This window comes from Pseudomonas sp. NPDC089428, assembly GCF_044749325.1.
Taxonomy (GTDB): Bacteria; Pseudomonadota; Gammaproteobacteria; order Pseudomonadales; family Pseudomonadaceae; genus Aquipseudomonas.
Map to the genome: position 1 here is coordinate 36,919 of NZ_JBIVHT010000008.1, position 17,210 is coordinate 54,128.

Consider the following 17,210-nt stretch of genomic DNA (forward strand, 5'->3'; position numbering starts at 1 on the left):
GCACCATGTTCGGAATAGAGGCCTTAGAGCTCGCCCGAATGCAGTTTGCCTTTACCGTGTCGTTCCACATCCTGTTCCCGGCCATCACCATCGGCCTGGCGAGCTACCTGGCAGTCCTCGAAGGCCTCTGGCTGCGGACCAACAACCAGGTTTACCGTGACCTCTACCACTTCTGGTCGAAGATCTTCGCCGTCAACTTCGGCATGGGCGTGGTCTCTGGCCTGGTCATGGCCTACCAGTTCGGCACCAACTGGAGCCGATTCTCCGACTTCGCTGGCGCCATTACCGGCCCGTTGCTCACCTACGAGGTGCTGACAGCCTTCTTCCTCGAGGCGGGCTTCCTGGGTGTCATGCTGTTCGGCTGGAACCGTGTCGGCCGTGGGCTGCACTTCTTCTCCACGGTGATGGTGGCGCTTGGCACCCTGGTATCGACCTTCTGGATTCTGGCCTCCAACAGCTGGATGCAGACCCCGCAGGGCCACGAGATCATCGATGGCCGGGTGGTGCCAGTGGACTGGCTGGCGGTGGTGTTCAACCCATCGTTCCCCTATCGCCTGATGCACATGGCCACCGCCGCGTTCGTGTCCACGGCGTTCTTCGTCGGTGCCTCGGCAGCCTGGCACCTGCTGCGCGGGCGTGACAACCCGGCGGTGCGCAAGATGCTGTCGATGGCCATGTGGATGGCCCTGATCGTCGCCCCGATCCAGGCGGTGATCGGTGACTTCCACGGCCTCAACACGCTCAAGCACCAGCCGGTGAAGATCGCCGCGATCGAAGGCCACTGGGAGAACGTGCCCGGTGAGCCGACCCCGCTGATCCTGTTCGGCATCCCCGACATGAAGGCCGAAACCACCCGCTTCAAGGTCGAGATCCCGGCGCTTGGCAGTCTGATCCTGACCCACAGCCTGGACAAGCAGGTGCCGGCAATGAAGGAGTTCCCGCCTGAGGACCGGCCCAATTCGACCATTGTGTTCTGGTCGTTCCGGGTCATGGTCGGGCTCGGTTTCCTGATGATCTTCGTCGGCCTGTGGAGCCTGTGGCTACGTAAGCGCGGCACGCTCTACACCTCGCGGCCGTTCCTGCACCTTGCCCTGTGGATGGGCCCGTCCGGCCTGATCGCGTTGCTCGCCGGCTGGTTCACTACCGAGATCGGTCGCCAGCCGTGGGTGGTGTATGGCCTGTTGCGTACCGCCGATGGCGTGTCCAACCACAGTTATGCACAGCTTGGCTTCACCCTGGTGGCGTTCGTGGTGGTGTATTTCGCCCTGTTCGGTACCGGCCTCGGCTACATGATGCGCCTTGTGCGCAAAGGCCCGCAGACAGGCGAGGGCGACGAGCATAACCCCGGTGGCCCTGGCACCACACGTACGCAGGCGCGGCCACTGTCCGCCGCCGATGATTCCGCCAGCCTGAGCAAGGGGAACTGAGCCATGGGTATCGACCTTCCGCTGATCTGGGCCGTGATCATCATCTTCGGCGTCATGATGTATGTGGTGATGGATGGTTTCGACCTGGGTATCGGCATGCTCTTCCCCTTCGTCAAGGGCGAGCGTGACCGCGATGTGATGATGAATACCGTCGCTCCCGTGTGGGACGGCAACGAAACCTGGCTGGTACTGGGCGGCGCCGGGCTGTTCGGGGCATTCCCGATGGCCTACGCCGTGGTGCTCGAGGCGCTGTACCTGCCACTGATCCTGATGCTGATCGGCCTGATCTTCCGGGGCGTGGCCTTCGAGTTCCGCTTCAAGGCCACGGCCGACAAGCGCCATCTGTGGGACAAGGCGTTCATCGGTGGCTCGCTGGTCGCCACGTTCTTCCAGGGTGTGGCGCTGGGGGCCTTCCTCGAAGGCTTCAAGGTGGTCGACCGGCACTTCGCCGGTGGCACCCTCGACTGGCTGACACCGTTCAGCCTGTTCTGCGGCCTGGGCCTGATCGTCGCATACACCCTGCTGGGCTGTACCTGGCTGATCATGAAGACCGAGGGCGACCTGCAATTGAAGATGCACGACCTCGCCCGGCCGCTGGCGCTGGTACTGCTGGCAGTGATCGGCATCGTCAGCCTGTGGACCCCGATCGCTTATCCACAGATTGCCGACCGCTGGTTCAGCATGCCCAACCTGTTCTGGTTCATGCCGGTGCCGCTGTTGGTGCTGGTGACCTTCTATGGCCTGCTCAAGGCGGTGGCGCGTAATGCACACTACACGCCATTCCTGCTCACCCTGGTGCTGATCTTCCTGGGTTACAGCGGGCTGGGCATCAGCCTGTGGCCGAACATCATCCCGCCGTCGATCTCGATCTGGGATGCCGCAGCGCCGCCGCAGAGCCAGGGCTTCATGCTGGTGGGCACGTTGTTCATCCTGCCGTTCATCCTCATGTATACCTTCTGGAGCTACTACGTGTTCCGCGGCAAGGTGACCCATGAAGACGGCTATCACTAGGAGGGCCGCATGATGACCGGTAAACATGGCCTGGAAGACAAGAAACCGCTGTGGCAGCGGCTGGGCTGGCTGGTGCTGATCTGGGCAATGAGCGTGGCAGCCCTGGGCGTGGCGGCCTGGGTGATGAGGTTGTTCATGGGCGCCGCAGGCCTGACCACGCATTGAGAGAAAGGGGGCGCCTGGCGCCCCCTTTCTTTATTTGCGGGCCTTGAGGATCACGAACTTCGGCGTTGCCGCTACCTGCTCCACGCCACGGAACAACCGCGCCAGTTTGCTGTGGTAGCCCAGGTGGCGGTTGCCGACGATATACAGTGCGCCGCCCACCACCAGCGCCTCGCGCGCCTGCTGGAACATGCGCCAGGCGAGGAAGTCACCCACCACTTGCTGCTGGTGGAACGGCGGGTTGCACAGCACCACATCCAGCGACTGTTTTTCCACCCCGGCCAGGCCATCCCCCGGCATCACCACCACTGGCCGCTCACCCAGGGCAGCCTGCCAGTTCTCCTGCGCCGACTGCACCGCCATGTACGACTCGTCGACCAGGGTGAAGTGTGCGTCCGGGTTGGCCAGCGCACTGGCAATGGCCAGTACGCCGTTGCCGCAGCCCAGGTCGGCGACGCGGGCGTTGCCCAGGTTGCGCGGCAAGTGGGGCAGGAACGCACGGGTGCCGATATCCAGGCCCTCGCGGCAGAACACGTTGGCATGGTTGAGCAGTTCCAGTGCCGGCGCGTCGAGCAGGTAGCGGGTCGGGTAGGGCGACTTTGCGGCCGGCCGGTCGGCGACCGTGGCAGTCAGCAAGCGCGCCTTTTTCTGTGCCAGCGAGGCTTGTACCGGGCCGATGTACTTCTCCATCAGGTCGCCCGCTGCGCGTGGCAGGTGCTTGATCATGGCACCTGCAATCACCTGGGCGCCGGGTGCCAGGTGACCTTGCAGGCGGATCAGTTGTTCTTCAAGCAGTGCCAGGGTCTTGGGCACGCGTACCAGCACGCGGTCGAACGGGCCTTGCCAATGTTCGCTGGCCGGCACGAAGGGCACACTGTCGAAGGCCTTGCCATTGCGTACAAGATTCTTCTCCAGGGCCATGCGCGCCAGGTGCGAATCGCCGCTGCTGACCACCTGCAGGTGCCCGGCCAGGCTGGCGGCCAGGGCACCGAAGCTGTCGTTGAGCACCAGCACGCGGCTGCCGGCTTGCAAGCCTTGCGCGTGCAGTTGCTCGAGCAGGTATTCATCGGCGGCATCGAAGGCCTGCAGCGGGTCGTTGGCCTGGTCCGGCTGGCGGATCAGGTCGAGTTCGGCGTAGGGGGTGGTCAACAGGGGCATGGCGTCTGGCTCGGGTACGGATCTGCCCACGGCGGATCGCCGCAAGCTTTGCTGGGCGATTCTACAGGGCTTTGCCCGAGGCCGCAGGCCTGGCTACTGCTCGATCAGGCCGCGCATCATGGCGATGGCGACGGCACCGGCCTTGTTGGCGGCGTTGGTCTTGGTGATCACGCTGCGGATATGAAAGTTCACCGTGCTTTGCGACAGCGACAGGATGCAGGCCACATCGGCTGCGGTCTTGCCGGCTGCCGACCACTTGAGTACTTCGATTTCGCGGTCACTCATCTTCAGCGGCACACTGAGCTTGGCCAGATGATGTTCACTGATGATCGCGTGCAGGCTGTGGCACAACCACTGCACCTTGCCAGCCTTGTCATAAAGCTCGGGGATGTTCACTTCGCCCAGTGGCCGACACACACTGACCTGGCTTTCGTTGTGCTGAAGGTCATGCAGGGATTGCGTCCAGCCATGGCGCAGGCCATGTGCACAGGCTTGTTCGCGGTAATGGGGCACTTCGCGGTACAGGTCGTCGGTCCATAGCACCGGCATGGTCGAGGAATGGCTCCGGGTCGCAGCCGCGTCTTGTTTATAAAATTCGTCGCGCTGGTAGCGCTCGATCCACTCAACTGGGTAGTTGCTGTACAGGTACAGGCGGGGAGATTGGGCAGCGAGCTGAATGCGAATCTTCAACCCGAGAAATTCCATGCCCAGGTCCTGTGCCAGATGCACTGCTAGATCGAACGCCTTTTGCGGGGTGCTTTCGCTGATCAGCTTATGTAGATGCTCATGGTTCCATTGAAGCATCTCTCACGCTCCTTCGGTTTCCGGGATCCAATCCGTTTGCACACGGGGGAGATTGTAGGAAAAGACTGAGTGTTATGTTGGGATTTTTTGTTATAGCAATCAGGTTTTCATGTTCCGTTGGTGTGATCGCCGTGATGTGTCCCTACACTCCAGCGGTTTTTATCCTGCCTGCTTTGCGCGACACTGGGCGCACGCCATCTTTGGAGCCCGACATGACCGCCAGCGCCGACAAATTTACCCGTCAGACCCTGCTCGACGTTCAGCCGCTGACGCCGAACCTGTTCAGCCTGCGGGTTACGCGCGATCCAGGGTTTCGCTTTCGGGCCGGCCAGTTTGCCCGGCTGGGCGTGACCAAGGCCGATGGCAGCGTGGTCTGGCGCGCCTATTCGATGGTCAGCGCCCCCCATGACGAATACCTCGATTTTTTCTCAATCGTGGTACCGGGAGGGGAGTTCACCAGCGAACTGAGCCGCCTGGGCGTGGGCGATACCTTGTTGATCGACCGTCAGGCGTTCGGCTACCTGACCCTCGACCGCTTTGTCGGCGGCCGCGACCTGTGGCTGCTGGCCACCGGGACCGGCATTGCGCCCTTCATGTCGATTCTGCAGGACTTTGAAGCCTGGGAGCGCTTCGACAACATCAAGCTGGTGTATTCGGTCCGAGAGTCGAAAGAGTTGGCGTATGTTGACGACATTGCCGGCTTGGAGCAGCGTGATTATCTGGCTGAATTCGCTGGCAAGCTGCAGTTCATTCCAGTGGTGACCCGTGAGCAGCATCCAGGGGCGTTGGGTGCGCGCATCACTACGCTGATCGAGAATGGCGAGCTGGAAAAAGCGGCGGGGCTGCAACTGTCGCCCGAGCATTCGCGAATCATGCTCTGCGGCAACCCGCAGATGATCGACGAGACACGCAAGGTGCTCAAGGCCCGTGACCTGCAGCTGAGCCTGAGCAAGCGGCCGGGACAGGTGGCGGTGGAAAACTACTGGTGATGCAAAGGGGCCGCGCTGCGGCCCCAGCTGCTTCAGGGCAAGCGGTTCTGGTTCTGCGCCTTGAGCAGGTCGCGGATCTCGGTCAGCAAGGTTTCCTGCGGTGTCGGCACGGGCGGTGTGGTCGGTGCCACGGCTTCTTCGCGCTTGAGCTTGTTGATCGCTTTCACACCCATGAAGATGGCGAAGGCGACGATGATGAAGTCGATCACGGTCTGGATGAACTTGCCGTAGGCCAGCACCACGGCCGGTACATCACCTTCGGCAGCCTTCAGGGTGATGGCCAGGTCGCTGAAGTCGACGCCGCCGATCAGCAGCCCCAGTGGTGGCATGACCACGTCCCCGACGAACGAGGAGACGATCTTGCCGAAGGCCGCGCCGATGATGATACCGACCGCCATGTCGACGACATTACCTTTGACCGCGAAGGCCTTGAACTCACTGAGCATGCCCATGTTTGATTCCTTGTAACAAATGGTGAGGTAAACGCAGTGTAAGCCACTTGAACGCTTCATGCGTTGGCTTCAGGGGTAGGGACTGCGGTTAGAACGAATAGTTTTGTCGCATCTCGACGCGTTCGAGACACGTCGCCCTCGGCTATCATGGCGGTTTTTTCCAGGAGACCCTGCCCATGGCCAAGGCCAAGCGTTTGTATGGCTGCACCGAGTGTGGCGCGACCTTCCCCAAGTGGGCCGGCCAGTGCGCCGACTGCGGGGCCTGGAACACCCTGGTCGAAACCATGATCGAAAGCGGTGGCGCGGCGGCCCCCAGCGGCCGCGCAGGCTGGACCGGGCAACAGGCGCAGATCAAGACCCTTGCCGAAGTCAGCGTCGAAGAGATCCCGCGTTTCACCACCAGCAGTACCGAACTCGATCGCGTGCTCGGCGGTGGCCTGGTCGATGGCTCGGTGGTGCTGATCGGCGGTGACCCGGGCATTGGCAAGTCGACCATCCTGCTGCAGACACTGTGCAACATCGCCGTGGGCCTGCCGGCGTTGTATGTCACTGGTGAAGAGTCGCAGCAGCAAGTGGCCATGCGCTCGCGGCGCCTGGGCCTGCCCCAGGACCAGCTAAAGGTGATGACCGAGACCTGCATCGAAACCATCATCGCCACCGCGCGGGTGGAAAAGCCCAGAGTCATGGTGATCGACTCGATCCAGACCATCTTTACCGAGCAGTTGCAGTCCGCCCCTGGTGGCGTGGCCCAGGTGCGTGAGAGCACGGCCCTGCTGGTGCGTTATGCCAAGCAGAGTGGCACGGCGATCTTCCTGGTCGGCCACGTCACCAAGGAAGGCTCGTTGGCCGGGCCGCGGGTGCTGGAGCACATGGTCGACACCGTGCTGTACTTCGAGGGCGAATCCGACGGCCGCCTGCGGCTGTTGCGGGCTGTGAAGAACCGCTTCGGCGCGGTCAACGAACTGGGCGTGTTCGGCATGACCGATCGTGGCCTGAAAGAGGTGTCCAACCCATCGGCGATCTTCCTCAACCGCACCCAGGAAGACGTGCCGGGGAGTGTGGTCATGGCCACTTGGGAAGGCACCAGGCCGATGCTGGTCGAGGTGCAGGCGCTGGTCGATGACAGCCATCTGGCCAACCCACGGCGGGTTACCCTGGGCTTGGACCAGAACCGCCTGGCCATGTTGCTGGCCGTGTTGCACCGGCATGGTGGCATTCCCACCCATGACCAGGACGTGTTCCTCAACGTGGTCGGTGGGGTTAAGGTGCTGGAAACGGCCTCGGACCTGGCGTTGTTGGCGGCAGTGATGTCCAGTCTGCGCAACCGGCCGTTGGCCCATGGGTTGCTGGTGTTTGGCGAGATCGGCTTGTCGGGCGAGGTGCGGCCTGTGCCCAGTGGCCAGGAGCGCCTGAAAGAGGCGGCCAAGCATGGCTTCAAGCGCGCCATCGTGCCCAAGGGCAATGCGCCGAAGGAGCCGCCAGCGGGGTTGCAGGTGATAGCGGTGACCCGGTTGGAGCAGGCTCTGGATGCCTTGTTCGAATAAATGAAAAAGGGGAGCCGACGATGCGCATCGGCTCCCCCCACCTCACCGCTCAGTCAGCGGTCAATGTTCGGCAACTGCACTGCGCCTGGGCGCCTGGTTGCCGTGCTCGTCCAACTCCATCACCGGCACTTCGGTGCCTTCGGCATCGAACAACTTGCCATCCTTGAAGTAGTCACCATCGCGCAGGCAGGAGATGTCCGAGTACTGGATGGTGCGTTCGTAGGCTGCGGCGAATACCGACTGGTTCTCCGAGTTGCCCGTCTTGAAGTGGTTGAACAGCAGGTTCAGCAAGATGGCCATGATGGCCGCCGAGCTGATGCCCGAGTGGAAGATGGTCTCGAACCAGTTCGGGAACTGGTGATAGAAGGTCGGCGCGGCGATCGGGATCATGCCGAAGCCCAGCGAGGCGGCGACGATGATCAGGTTGACGTTGTTCTTGTAGTTGACCTTCGACAGGGTGCGGATACCGCTGGCGGCCACGGTGCCGAACAGCACGATGCCTGCGCCACCCAGTACAGGGGTCGGCACGGCGGCAATCACCCGGCCCATCACCGGCAGCAGGCCGAGCACTACCAGGATCACACCACCTGTGGCCACCACATAGCGGCTCTTGACCCCGGTCACGGCTACCAGGCCGACGTTCTGGGCGAAGGCGCTCTGGGTGAACGAGCCGAAGATCGGCGCCAGGATGCTCGATGCCATGTCGGCCCGCAGGCCGTTGCCCAGGCGCTTGGAATCGACCTTGGTGTCGATGATCTCACCTACGGCGAGGATGTCGGCCGAGGTTTCCACCAGGGTCACCATGATCACGATGCACATCGACAGGATCGCGGCGATGTGGAATTCCGGCATGCCGAAGTGGAACGGGGTGGGGAAGGCAAACATCGGGCCCTGGCCGACCTTGCTGAAGTCGGTCATGCCCAGTGCCCAGGCGATCAGCGTGCCGACCACCATGGCCAGCAGGATCGACAGGCGCGAGATGGTGGCACTACCGAGCTTGCTCAGCACCAGTACGATGGCGAAGGTCAGGGCGGCCAGGCTGATGTTGGCCACGCTGCCGAATTCCGGCGAGGCACTGTTGCCGCCCATCACCCAGCGCGCGGCGACCGGCATCAGGGTCAGGCCGATGGTGGTGATGACGATGCCGGTCACCAGTGGTGGGAAGAACTTGGTGATGCGCGAGAACACCGGGGTGATCAGCAAACCGATCAGCGAAGCCGCCATGACCGCACCGAGCACGCCCGGCAGGCCACCACCACCCTCGCTACTGAGGATCGCGCCCATGGTCGCGACGCCGGCGAACGATACGCCCTGCACCAGCGGCAGCTGGCAACCGAAGAACGGGATGCCCAGCGTCTGCAGCAAGGTTGCCAGGCCACCGGCAAACAGCGAAGCGGCGATCAGCATGCCGATCTCGGCACCGGTGAGGCCGGCTGCCTGGCCCAGGATCAGGGGTACCGCGACGATCCCGCCGTACATGGTCAGCACATGCTGCAGACCATAGGCCAGGTTGGCACCAAGCCCGAGGTTTTCATCCTCGGGGCGCTTGGCGGGAGACGTGCTAGGGGACGTAGTCATGGAGCAGGCTCTCTGTTTATTGTTGTGGCACTACTGTAGACATTTCCTACAAATGATTGCTACATAAATTGTATACAATATTTTGATCGGAGCGCAGACAGTTGGCCTTGCAATGTGTGCAAGACGCTAATGCAGATCGCGTACCAAGTCGTCAGAGACGGTGCTAGAGGGGTGTGTACAAAGCGCCAATACCCAGGCAGAAAGCTGTCTGGGTAGACAAGAAACAATCGGTGGGGGTGCTGTTAGCTAGCTAAGAGATTCCATTATTCGATCAGTTCGCGCAGCTCACGCATCATTTCGGTGCTGTCGGCCACGTTCAGTTCCACAAGACGGTGCAAGTGAATCATCGATTCGACGTCGATATAGAGGCAGATGAAACCTAGGCGCGTGTCTTCTTCGTGTCGCAGTTCCACCTGCATCTGCACACGGACATTGCTGTCGAGGTGGATGATCGCATCGAAATCCTGGGTCAGGTCAGCGTCCCAAGGGGGGCGTTCGATCAGCAGGCCCTTGAGCGACAAGTCCAGCAGCTTTACCGGCCAGCGGCAATTGCCCTGGCGCAGTTCGGTAGGGGCGTCGAAATCGATGCGCTGGAAACGGCGGCGGTCGTCGGCAGAAGTGGTCATGGCAGGCCCCTCGTCAGTTGCACTGACTATAGACCAGTCATGGGCATTTCTGCCGGGTAGAGGGCGACGAGAGGCGACTTGCCGGAAACGATGCCCATGCCGCTCTAGCGTGCCTGCTGGCGGCCTGGCGGTGATCGCAATTCGATATGGTAAAGCTGCCAAGCAAGCCCTAGACTCAAGGGGCTGTCTATTCCAACCACTTAGCTGGAAGCATGCCATGAACAACAATAACAGCCTGCTACGCCACATCCCGTGGCTGGCGCTGGCGGTCATAGGGGCCTGCGCGCTGGGTGTCGTCGCCCTGCGTCGCGGCGAGGCGATCAATGCCTTGTGGATCGTGGTCGCCGCGGTGGCCATCTACCTGGTCGCCTACCGTTACTACAGCCTGTTCATCGCCACCAAGGTGATGCAACTTGACCCTCGCCGAGCCACCCCTGCGGTGCTCAACAACGACGGTCTGGACTATGTTCCGACCAACAAGCACATCCTCTTCGGTCACCACTTCGCCGCCATCGCTGGCGCCGGCCCCTTGGTTGGCCCGGTACTCGCCGCACAGATGGGCTACCTGCCTGGTACGCTGTGGCTCATAGCCGGCGTGGTGCTGGCCGGTGCAGTGCAGGACTTCATGGTCCTGTTCCTGTCCACCCGCCGCAACGGCCGCTCGCTGGGCGACATGGTTCGCGAGGAGATGGGCCGTATTCCCGGCACCATCGCCCTGTTCGGTTGCTTCCTGATCATGATCATCATCCTTGCGGTGCTGGCGCTGATCGTGGTCAAGGCCCTGGCCGAGAGCCCCTGGGGCATGTTCACGGTGATGGCGACCATCCCGATCGCGATGTTCATGGGCATCTACATGCGCTACATCCGCCCGGGCCGTATCGGCGAGATCTCGGTGGTGGGTGTGGTCCTGCTGCTGGCCTCGATCTGGCTGGGGGGCCAGATTGCTGCTGATCCAGTCTGGGGCCCGGCGTTCACCTTCACGGGCGTGCAGATCACCTGGATGCTGGTGGGTTATGGTTTCGTCGCTGCCGTGCTGCCGGTATGGCTGGTACTGGCGCCGCGTGACTACCTGTCGACCTTCCTCAAGATCGGCACCATCATCGCCCTGGCCATCGGCATCCTGGTGACCATGCCCGAGCTGAAAATGCCGGCACTGACCCAGTTCACCGACGGCACCGGCCCGGTGTGGAAGGGCACCCTGTTCCCGTTCCTGTTCATCACCATCGCCTGCGGCGCGGTGTCGGGCTTCCACGCGTTGATCTCCTCGGGGACCACGCCGAAGCTGCTGGACAACGAAGCCAACGCCCGCTACATCGGCTACGGCGGCATGCTGATGGAATCGTTCGTCGCCATCATGGCCATGGTTGCCGCCTCGGTGATCGAGCCGGGCGTGTACTTCGCCATGAACAGCCCCGCCGCCGTGGTCGGTACCGACGTTGCTTCGGTTGCGCAAACGGTCAGCAGCTGGGGCTTCATGATCACCCCTGAGCAGCTCGAAGCGGTGGCCCGCGACATCGGCGAGCACACCGTGCTCGCCCGTGCCGGTGGTGCACCGACGCTGGCGGTGGGTATCGCGCAGATCCTGCACCAGGTGCTGCCGGGTGAAAACACCATGGCCTTCTGGTACCACTTCGCGATCCTGTTCGAGGCGCTGTTCATCCTCACCGCCGTGGACGCCGGTACCCGTGCCGGTCGTTTCATGCTGCAGGACCTGCTGGGCAGCTTCGTACCAGCCCTCAAGCGCACCGAGTCGTGGACTGCCAACCTGATCGGTACCGCCGGTTGCGTGGCGCTCTGGGGCTACCTGCTGTACCAGGGCGTGATCGACCCGCTGGGCGGTATCAACACCCTGTGGCCGCTGTTCGGTATCTCCAACCAGATGCTGGCCGGTATCGCCCTGATGCTCGGCACCGTGGTGCTGATCAAGATGAAGCGCGAGCGCTACATCTGGGTCACCCTGCTGCCAGCGGCCTGGCTGCTGATCTGCACCACCGCGGCAGGTCTGATCAAGCTGTTCGACCCGAACCCGGCCGTCGGCTTCCTGGCCCTGGCCAAGAAGTACAGCACTGCGCTGGACGCCGGCCAGGTTCTGGCCCCGGCCAAGGACATCGGGCAGATGCAGCACGTGATCTTCAACGCCTACACCAACGCCGGCCTGACCATTCTGTTCCTGCTGGTGGTGTTCAGTGTGCTGTTCTTCGCCCTCAAGGTCGGCTACGCCGCCCTCGGCCGCAAAGAGCGCACCGACAAGGAAACCCCGTTCCAGGCCCTGCCTGACGCTTGAGAGGACTGCAGCGATGTTCAACGACCTGGGTCGACTGGGTAAATACCTGGGGCAGGCAGCCCGCCTGATGGTCGGCATGCCCGACTACGACAACTATGTCGAGCACATGCAGACCAAGCACCCGGACAAGCCGGTGATGACGTACGAGGCGTTCTTCCGCGAACGCCAGGAAGCACGTTACGGCGGCAAGTCCGGGCCCAAGTGCTGTTGAATCCAATGCCGGCGCGGTTCAGGTAGGAGCGGCCCCGGCAATATCTGCTGCGAAGCTGGAACCTGGGGCCGCTGTGCGGCCCTTTTCGCGACACAAGGCCGCTCCTGCAGGATTGCGGCCTTTCTTTTTCTACTGTGCAGGAGATGTTCTGCGTGCAGACGCCAATTCCCGTTACTGTCCTCACCGGCTTCCTCGGTGCAGGCAAGACCACCCTGCTCAAGCACATGCTCAAGGCTGAGCATGGGCTGAAGATCGCCGTGATCGAGAACGAATTCAGCGAGGCCGGTATCGACAGCCAGCTGCTTGGCGACGAGCCGGTACAGGTCATGACCCTGGCCAACGGCTGCGTGTGCTGCAGCATCCATGGCGACCTGACCCGAGCCCTGTACCTGCTGCTCGAACGCCTGGACGCCGGCGAGATCGCCTTCGACCGCCTGGTGATCGAATGCACCGGCCTGGCCGACCCGGCGCCTGTTGCGCAGACCTTCTTCGTCGACGAAGAATTGCGTGATCGCTACATCCTCGACGGCATCATCACCCTGGTCGATGCTGCCCACGCCGAGGTACACCTGACCCAGACCATTGCCCAGGCCCAGGTCGGTTTTGCCGATCGCCTGCTGCTGAGCAAGACCGACCTGGTCGAGCCGGCCGCGGTGGAGGCCTTGCGCGAGCGCCTGGCGCGAATCAATGGGCGGGCGGCCATCAGGGTGGTCGAGCATGGCCGTATCGACCTGGCCGAGCTGCTCGATGTGCGCGGTTTCAACCTGAACCCGGACCTGGGCGCCAACCTCAAGCCGAGCCTGCGTCCGCTGCTCAAACCAGCTACCCCTGATCGGATTTCAACCTTGGTGCTGCGCACCGAAACCGCACTGGACATCGACCGCCTCAGCGATTTCATGAACGAGCTGCTGGAGGCCCACGGCAAGCAGTTGCTGCGCTACAAGGGCGTACTGAATATTGCCGGCGAGGACCGTCGCCTGGTGTTCCAGGGCGTACTCAAGCTCTACGGCTTCGACTGGGATGCCGAATGGGCAGCAGATGAGAACCGCGAGAGCGTGATGGTGTTCATCGCCGATGAACTGCCCGAAGCTAAGATTCGGGCTGGGTTCGAGGCGCTGGCTGCGGGCTGAGCCGGCGCGGCGGCTGGGCCTCGAACCACTGTGGCCATGAGCTGCGGTGGCGTGTTTCGACGTCGATGCACGGGATCAGTTGCTCGCTGAGCACGGCGGTTTGCCGCACGGCCTTGGCGGTGCGGTATTTGACGCTGTGGATGCATTCGCGGTCGCCAAACTCGCAGCGGTTGAGCGCGGTGCCACCGCAAGGGCCGTTGGCCAGGCCTTTGGGGCAGGTTTCCGGGCAGGTGTAGAGGGTATCTTCCAGACGGCAGCGGCCGCAGGTGTCGCAGCCAACCAGTGGGCGTTTTACCAGCCGTTCCAGCCCATGCAGTACACCGGCCCCACGTGGTGTTGCCCAGAGTGGTTGGCGCACGGCCCAACCGAACGCCTTGCTGAGCCAGTTGGTACGGCTGAACAGCAGCGAATGGGCGGTGTGCAACACGTGGTAGCGGATTTTTTCCTTGCTCGAGGCACTGACGCTCGATTCGCCCTGGCGCCAGTTGCCCTGCGGCGGATGGAACGCAACGATGGGCAGGCCTGGCATTTGCCAGCTATCGGCCCAGGCGGGCGCCCATTGTTCCAGTGAGTGGATCTGCGTCTGCCAGTGCTGCAAGCGTTGCTCCAGCGCCAGCAGCTGCTTGAGCTCGTGAATACCCGACAGGTGCACCCCCGCGTAACCCATCAGCTTTACACCGATGATCTGCAAGGCCAGGCGGTCGACGCTGCGCGCCAAGGCAAAGGCCTTGGACACCTTGCTTTCGGCTTCGAGCATGTCGCGCATCGAGGGCGACACCGTTACCCCCGCCACGTGCTCGAGCATCGTCGCGCGGCCGTGGGTCAGGCTCATCAGGCAGGCCAGCATCGGTTTGGGTGAAGCCTGGCGCTGCATCCAGCGCATGGCTTCCTGGTGCTTGCTGGCATCGAAGCCCAGTTGCAGGGTGAGGAAGTCGGCACCGGCGGCGAGCTTTTTCTCCGCCTTGAAGTATTGTGCGCCGCCTTCTTCCTCGTGGTACTTGAACGGGTTCAGTGCCGCACCGAGCAACCAGTGCGGGCAAGCCTGGCGCGCAATCAGCAAGGCCGCGACCGACTCCAGGTAGCGCACCGGGCGTTCACCGGGCTGGTGGCCGGGCAGGCGGTCGCCGGTCAGCAGCAGCAACTGGTCGAGGCCGGCGGCATCCATGCGCTGCAATTGAGCCAGAAGTTGATGGCGCTCGCGATCCTTGCCGGAGAAGTGCGGCAAGGCCGGCAGCGGGGTGCTGAAAGAGGCCAGGGCGTCCAGTGGCGACATGTCCAGCGGGCTGCCCACGCGGTCGCCGATGGCGACGGTCATGGGCCAGCCGCACAAGTGCCCGCGGGCCATGATCGCCTCCATCGCGGCGAAGCGTTCCGCCGAGGGCTTGGGGACGAATTCCATGACGCAGACGAAGTGTTTTTCGCGCAGCGCGGCTTTCAGCAGGCTCATGGCTCGAGGGCACCTGGAGTATTCAGGTTGGCATTGTGCGCCAGGTTGTCGGTTGGGCTCATGTCTGAATACGTAGGGTGCTGCTCTGATCAAGACATTCAGTTTCACCGGCATCATGAGCAATTCTTGAGTTCATCTCAAATTTAATGAGTTTGTCTCAGCAAATCGCTGACCGGAAAATGCCCTCATTCATTTCGGTACTTTTTCGGAACTCTGAGGGACAAGACATGGCACTGGCACACAACCTGGGGTTCCCCCGTTTCGGCCGCGACCGCGAGCTGCGTGCCCGCCATTGGCAAGTGCAGAAAGACGCCGGCATCGAGCTGCTGCCAGTCGGCGATTTTGCCGGGTACGACCAGGTGTCGCCGCTCAGCACTGATGACCAGCCGTTTGCCCAGGCCTGGGAACAACTGTTCGAAGAGGTGATAGAAGCCAAGGCGCTGGGCCATGCGGTCAAACCAGTGGTGATCGGCCCGTTGACCTGCCTGTGGCTGATCAAGAACCCCGAGGGTGACCTCGACGAACTGGCGCTGGAACGCTTGCTGCCGGTGTATGACCAGGCCCTCAACCGTTTGGCTGCCCTGGGGGTCGAATGGGTACAGATCGATGAGCCGATCCTGGCCCAGGAACTGCCGCAGGACTGGAAAAACGCCTACGAGCGCGTCTACAACATCCTTCAGCGTGCGCCGCTGAAGAAGCTGATCGCCACCTGTTCCGGTGCCCTGGAAGGCAACCTCGGCCTGGCCGTCAACCTGCCGGTCGATGGCCTGCACATCGACTTGGTGCAGGCCCCCGACCAATACTCGACCATGCTCGATCGTCTACCGGCTTACAAGGTGCTGTCGCTCGGCCTGGTCGACGGTCGCAACGCCTCACCTTGCAACCTGGAAAAGACCCTGGACCTGCTGCGCGATGCTCACGACCGCCTGGGTGAGCGGCTGTGGGTGGCGACTTCCTGCTCTTTGCTGCACAGCCCGGTGGACCAGGCCGTGCAGAAATGTCAGGAAGTTGCGCTGCTGGCCAGGGCCATCAATGACGCTGCTGCCTGCGAGTTGCGCGCCACTGCCTGATGCTTGCGCAAGCAGCAGCCGATCAGCGCTCGATCGCCAGTGCGACACCCTGGCCACCACCGATGCACAAGGTGGCCAGCCCCTTCCTGGCATCACGCTTGATCATTTCGTGCAGCAAGGTCACCAGCACCCGGCAGCCGGAAGCGCCAATCGGATGCCCCAGGGCAATCGCGCCGCCATTGACGTTGACCTTGCTGGCATCCCATTCCAGCGCCTTGCCCACTGCCAGTGCCTGTGCGGCAAAGGCTTCGTTGGCTTCGATCAGGTCAAGGTCAGCCAGCTGCCAGCCGGCCTTGTCCAGGCAGCGCTGGGTCGCCGACACCGGGCCGATGCCCATGATTGCCGGGTCCACCCCCGCGCTGGCATAACTGGCAATCTTCGCCAGCACCGGCAGCCCCAGGGCGTGGGCCTTGCTGGCGCTCATCAGCAGCACTGCGGCGGCGCCGTCGTTGAGGCTGGAGGCGTTGCCGGCGGTGACGCTGCCGTCTTTCTTGAACGCCGGGCGCAGTTTGGCCAGCGATTCGGCGGTGGTGTCCGGGCGCGGTTGTTCATCACGGTCGAAGACTTTCGGCTCGCCTTTTTTCTGTGGCATCACGATCGGAGTGATCTCGTCCTTGAAGCGGCCTGCTTCGATCGCCGCAACGGCCTTGCGCTGCGACTCGGCGGCGAAGGCGTCCTGTTGCTCGCGGCTGAGGCCGTACTTGTCCACCAGGTTCTCGGCGGTGATGCCCATGTGGTAGTCGTTGAAGGCATCCCACAGGCCGTCGCTGATCATGCTGTCGATCAACTGGCCATGGCCCATGCGCTGGCCGGTACGTGCCGAAGGCATCACGTACGGGGCCAGGCTCATGTTCTCCTGGCCACCGGCGATCACCACCTCGGCGTCACCGCAGCGGATCGCCTGGGCCGCCAGGTGCAGGGCCTTCAGGCCCGAGCCGCAGACCTTGTTCAGGGTCAGCGCCGGTACGCTGTAGGGCAGGCCAGCCTTGATCGCAGCCTGGCGCGCCGGGTTCTGCCCGGCACCGGCGGTGAGCACCTGGCCGAGGATCACTTCATCGACCAGGGCCGGGTCCAGCTGGGTCTGTTCCAGCAGCTGTTTGATCACCGCTGCACCCAGGTCCACGGCAGGCACGTTGGCCAGGGCTCCCTGGAAGCTGCCGATGGCGGTACGGGTTGCGGCGACGATGACCACGTCGTTCATGTTGTTGTTCTCCGGGCAATGGGCATAGTGCTGCCAGCATCGGCGGGTTTGGTTGATTTGTTAAGTTTGTTTTTCTTTGTGATTGATGTGAAAAGCAAATCAATGGGCTGCCAGGT

Annotated in this window: 16 protein-coding genes; 9 read left to right on the top strand and 7 right to left on the bottom strand. The window is 62.7% G+C overall.

Annotated features, from left to right (window positions below):
• Positions 1-5 precede the first annotated feature (5 nt).
• From ACIPZ5_RS16460 to ACIPZ5_RS16470, 3 genes are read left to right on the top strand one after another with little or no spacing between them, the layout of a single operon-like run.
• The gene (locus ACIPZ5_RS16460; RefSeq protein ID WP_343598023.1) at positions 6-1,427 is read left to right on the top strand and encodes a cytochrome ubiquinol oxidase subunit I; all 1,422 of its coding nucleotides are present in this window, start codon (positions 6-8) and stop codon (positions 1,425-1,427) included.
• Positions 1,428-1,430: 3 nt separating this feature from the next.
• Complete coding sequence (gene cydB, locus ACIPZ5_RS16465) at positions 1,431-2,438, top strand: cytochrome d ubiquinol oxidase subunit II (RefSeq protein WP_261941572.1); 1,008 nt, start codon at positions 1,431-1,433, stop codon at positions 2,436-2,438.
• Positions 2,439-2,447: 9 nt separating this feature from the next.
• Positions 2,448-2,603, top strand: a complete 156-nt coding sequence (locus ACIPZ5_RS16470) for a DUF2474 domain-containing protein (protein WP_060508707.1) — start codon at positions 2,448-2,450, stop codon at positions 2,601-2,603.
• Between the two features lie 30 nt (positions 2,604-2,633).
• Here ACIPZ5_RS16470 and ACIPZ5_RS16475 read toward each other — a convergent pair whose 3' ends face one another.
• Positions 2,634-3,758, bottom strand: a complete 1,125-nt coding sequence (locus tag ACIPZ5_RS16475) for a methyltransferase (protein ID WP_400809692.1) — start codon at positions 3,756-3,758, stop codon at positions 2,634-2,636.
• 93 nt (positions 3,759-3,851) lie between these two features.
• Positions 3,852-4,562: an autoinducer binding domain-containing protein gene (locus ACIPZ5_RS16480; protein ID WP_400809694.1), complete on the bottom strand. Its 711-nt coding sequence runs from the start codon at positions 4,560-4,562 to the stop codon at positions 3,852-3,854.
• A gap of 212 nt (positions 4,563-4,774) precedes the next feature.
• Here ACIPZ5_RS16480 and ACIPZ5_RS16485 point away from each other — a divergent pair, with 212 nt between their 5' ends.
• Positions 4,775-5,551: a ferredoxin--NADP reductase gene (locus ACIPZ5_RS16485; RefSeq protein WP_400809696.1), complete on the top strand. Its 777-nt coding sequence runs from the start codon at positions 4,775-4,777 to the stop codon at positions 5,549-5,551.
• A gap of 32 nt (positions 5,552-5,583) precedes the next feature.
• On the opposite strand, the gene mscL is transcribed toward ACIPZ5_RS16485, so the two are convergent.
• Entirely contained in the window at positions 5,584-6,003 is a 420-nt protein-coding gene (gene mscL, locus ACIPZ5_RS16490) for a large-conductance mechanosensitive channel protein MscL (RefSeq protein ID WP_261941568.1), read from the bottom strand.
• 176 nt (positions 6,004-6,179) lie between these two features.
• Between mscL and radA the strand changes: the two genes are divergently transcribed.
• Positions 6,180-7,547, top strand: coding sequence for a DNA repair protein RadA (gene radA, locus ACIPZ5_RS16495; protein ID WP_400809698.1), 1,368 nt, complete (start codon positions 6,180-6,182; stop codon positions 7,545-7,547).
• Positions 7,548-7,607: 60 nt separating this feature from the next.
• Here radA and ACIPZ5_RS16500 read toward each other — a convergent pair whose 3' ends face one another.
• Together ACIPZ5_RS16500 and ACIPZ5_RS16505 are read right to left on the bottom strand one after the other, a co-directional pair.
• Positions 7,608-9,125 carry a nucleobase:cation symporter-2 family protein gene (locus tag ACIPZ5_RS16500; protein ID WP_313713378.1) on the bottom strand — a complete coding sequence of 506 codons (1,518 nt, stop codon included), beginning with the start codon at positions 9,123-9,125 and terminating at the stop codon, positions 7,608-7,610.
• 263 nt (positions 9,126-9,388) lie between these two features.
• On the bottom strand, positions 9,389-9,751 hold the full coding sequence (locus tag ACIPZ5_RS16505) for a PilZ domain-containing protein (protein WP_400809700.1): 363 nt from the start codon (positions 9,749-9,751) through the stop codon (positions 9,389-9,391).
• Positions 9,752-9,968: 217 nt separating this feature from the next.
• Here ACIPZ5_RS16505 and ACIPZ5_RS16510 point away from each other — a divergent pair, with 217 nt between their 5' ends.
• From ACIPZ5_RS16510 to yjiA, 3 genes are all read left to right on the top strand, one after another.
• A complete protein-coding gene (locus ACIPZ5_RS16510) occupies positions 9,969-12,035 on the top strand; it encodes a carbon starvation CstA family protein (protein WP_400809702.1) in 2,067 nt (688 codons plus the stop codon).
• Positions 12,036-12,048: 13 nt separating this feature from the next.
• Entirely contained in the window at positions 12,049-12,246 is a 198-nt protein-coding gene (locus ACIPZ5_RS16515; RefSeq protein WP_085674977.1) for a YbdD/YjiX family protein, read from the top strand.
• A gap of 152 nt (positions 12,247-12,398) precedes the next feature.
• Positions 12,399-13,376 carry a GTPase gene (gene yjiA, locus ACIPZ5_RS16520; protein ID WP_261941565.1) on the top strand — a complete coding sequence of 326 codons (978 nt, stop codon included), beginning with the start codon at positions 12,399-12,401 and terminating at the stop codon, positions 13,374-13,376.
• Here the strand turns inward: yjiA and ACIPZ5_RS16525 are convergent.
• The gene (locus ACIPZ5_RS16525) at positions 13,336-14,823 is read right to left on the bottom strand and encodes a methylenetetrahydrofolate reductase C-terminal domain-containing protein (RefSeq protein WP_400809704.1); all 1,488 of its coding nucleotides are present in this window, start codon (positions 14,821-14,823) and stop codon (positions 13,336-13,338) included. The two genes, yjiA and ACIPZ5_RS16525, sit on opposite strands and share 41 nt — an antisense overlap.
• Positions 14,824-15,050: 227 nt before the next feature.
• Between ACIPZ5_RS16525 and ACIPZ5_RS16530 the strand changes: the two genes are divergently transcribed.
• Positions 15,051-15,893 (top strand): 5-methyltetrahydropteroyltriglutamate--homocysteine methyltransferase, encoded by an 843-nt coding sequence (locus tag ACIPZ5_RS16530; RefSeq protein WP_400809706.1) that lies wholly within the window; start codon positions 15,051-15,053, stop codon positions 15,891-15,893.
• 22 nt (positions 15,894-15,915) lie between these two features.
• Here the strand turns inward: ACIPZ5_RS16530 and ACIPZ5_RS16535 are convergent, their stop codons facing one another.
• Complete coding sequence (locus tag ACIPZ5_RS16535) at positions 15,916-17,094, bottom strand: acetyl-CoA C-acetyltransferase (protein WP_400809708.1); 1,179 nt, start codon at positions 17,092-17,094, stop codon at positions 15,916-15,918.
• Between the last annotated feature and the right edge of the window lie 116 nt (positions 17,095-17,210).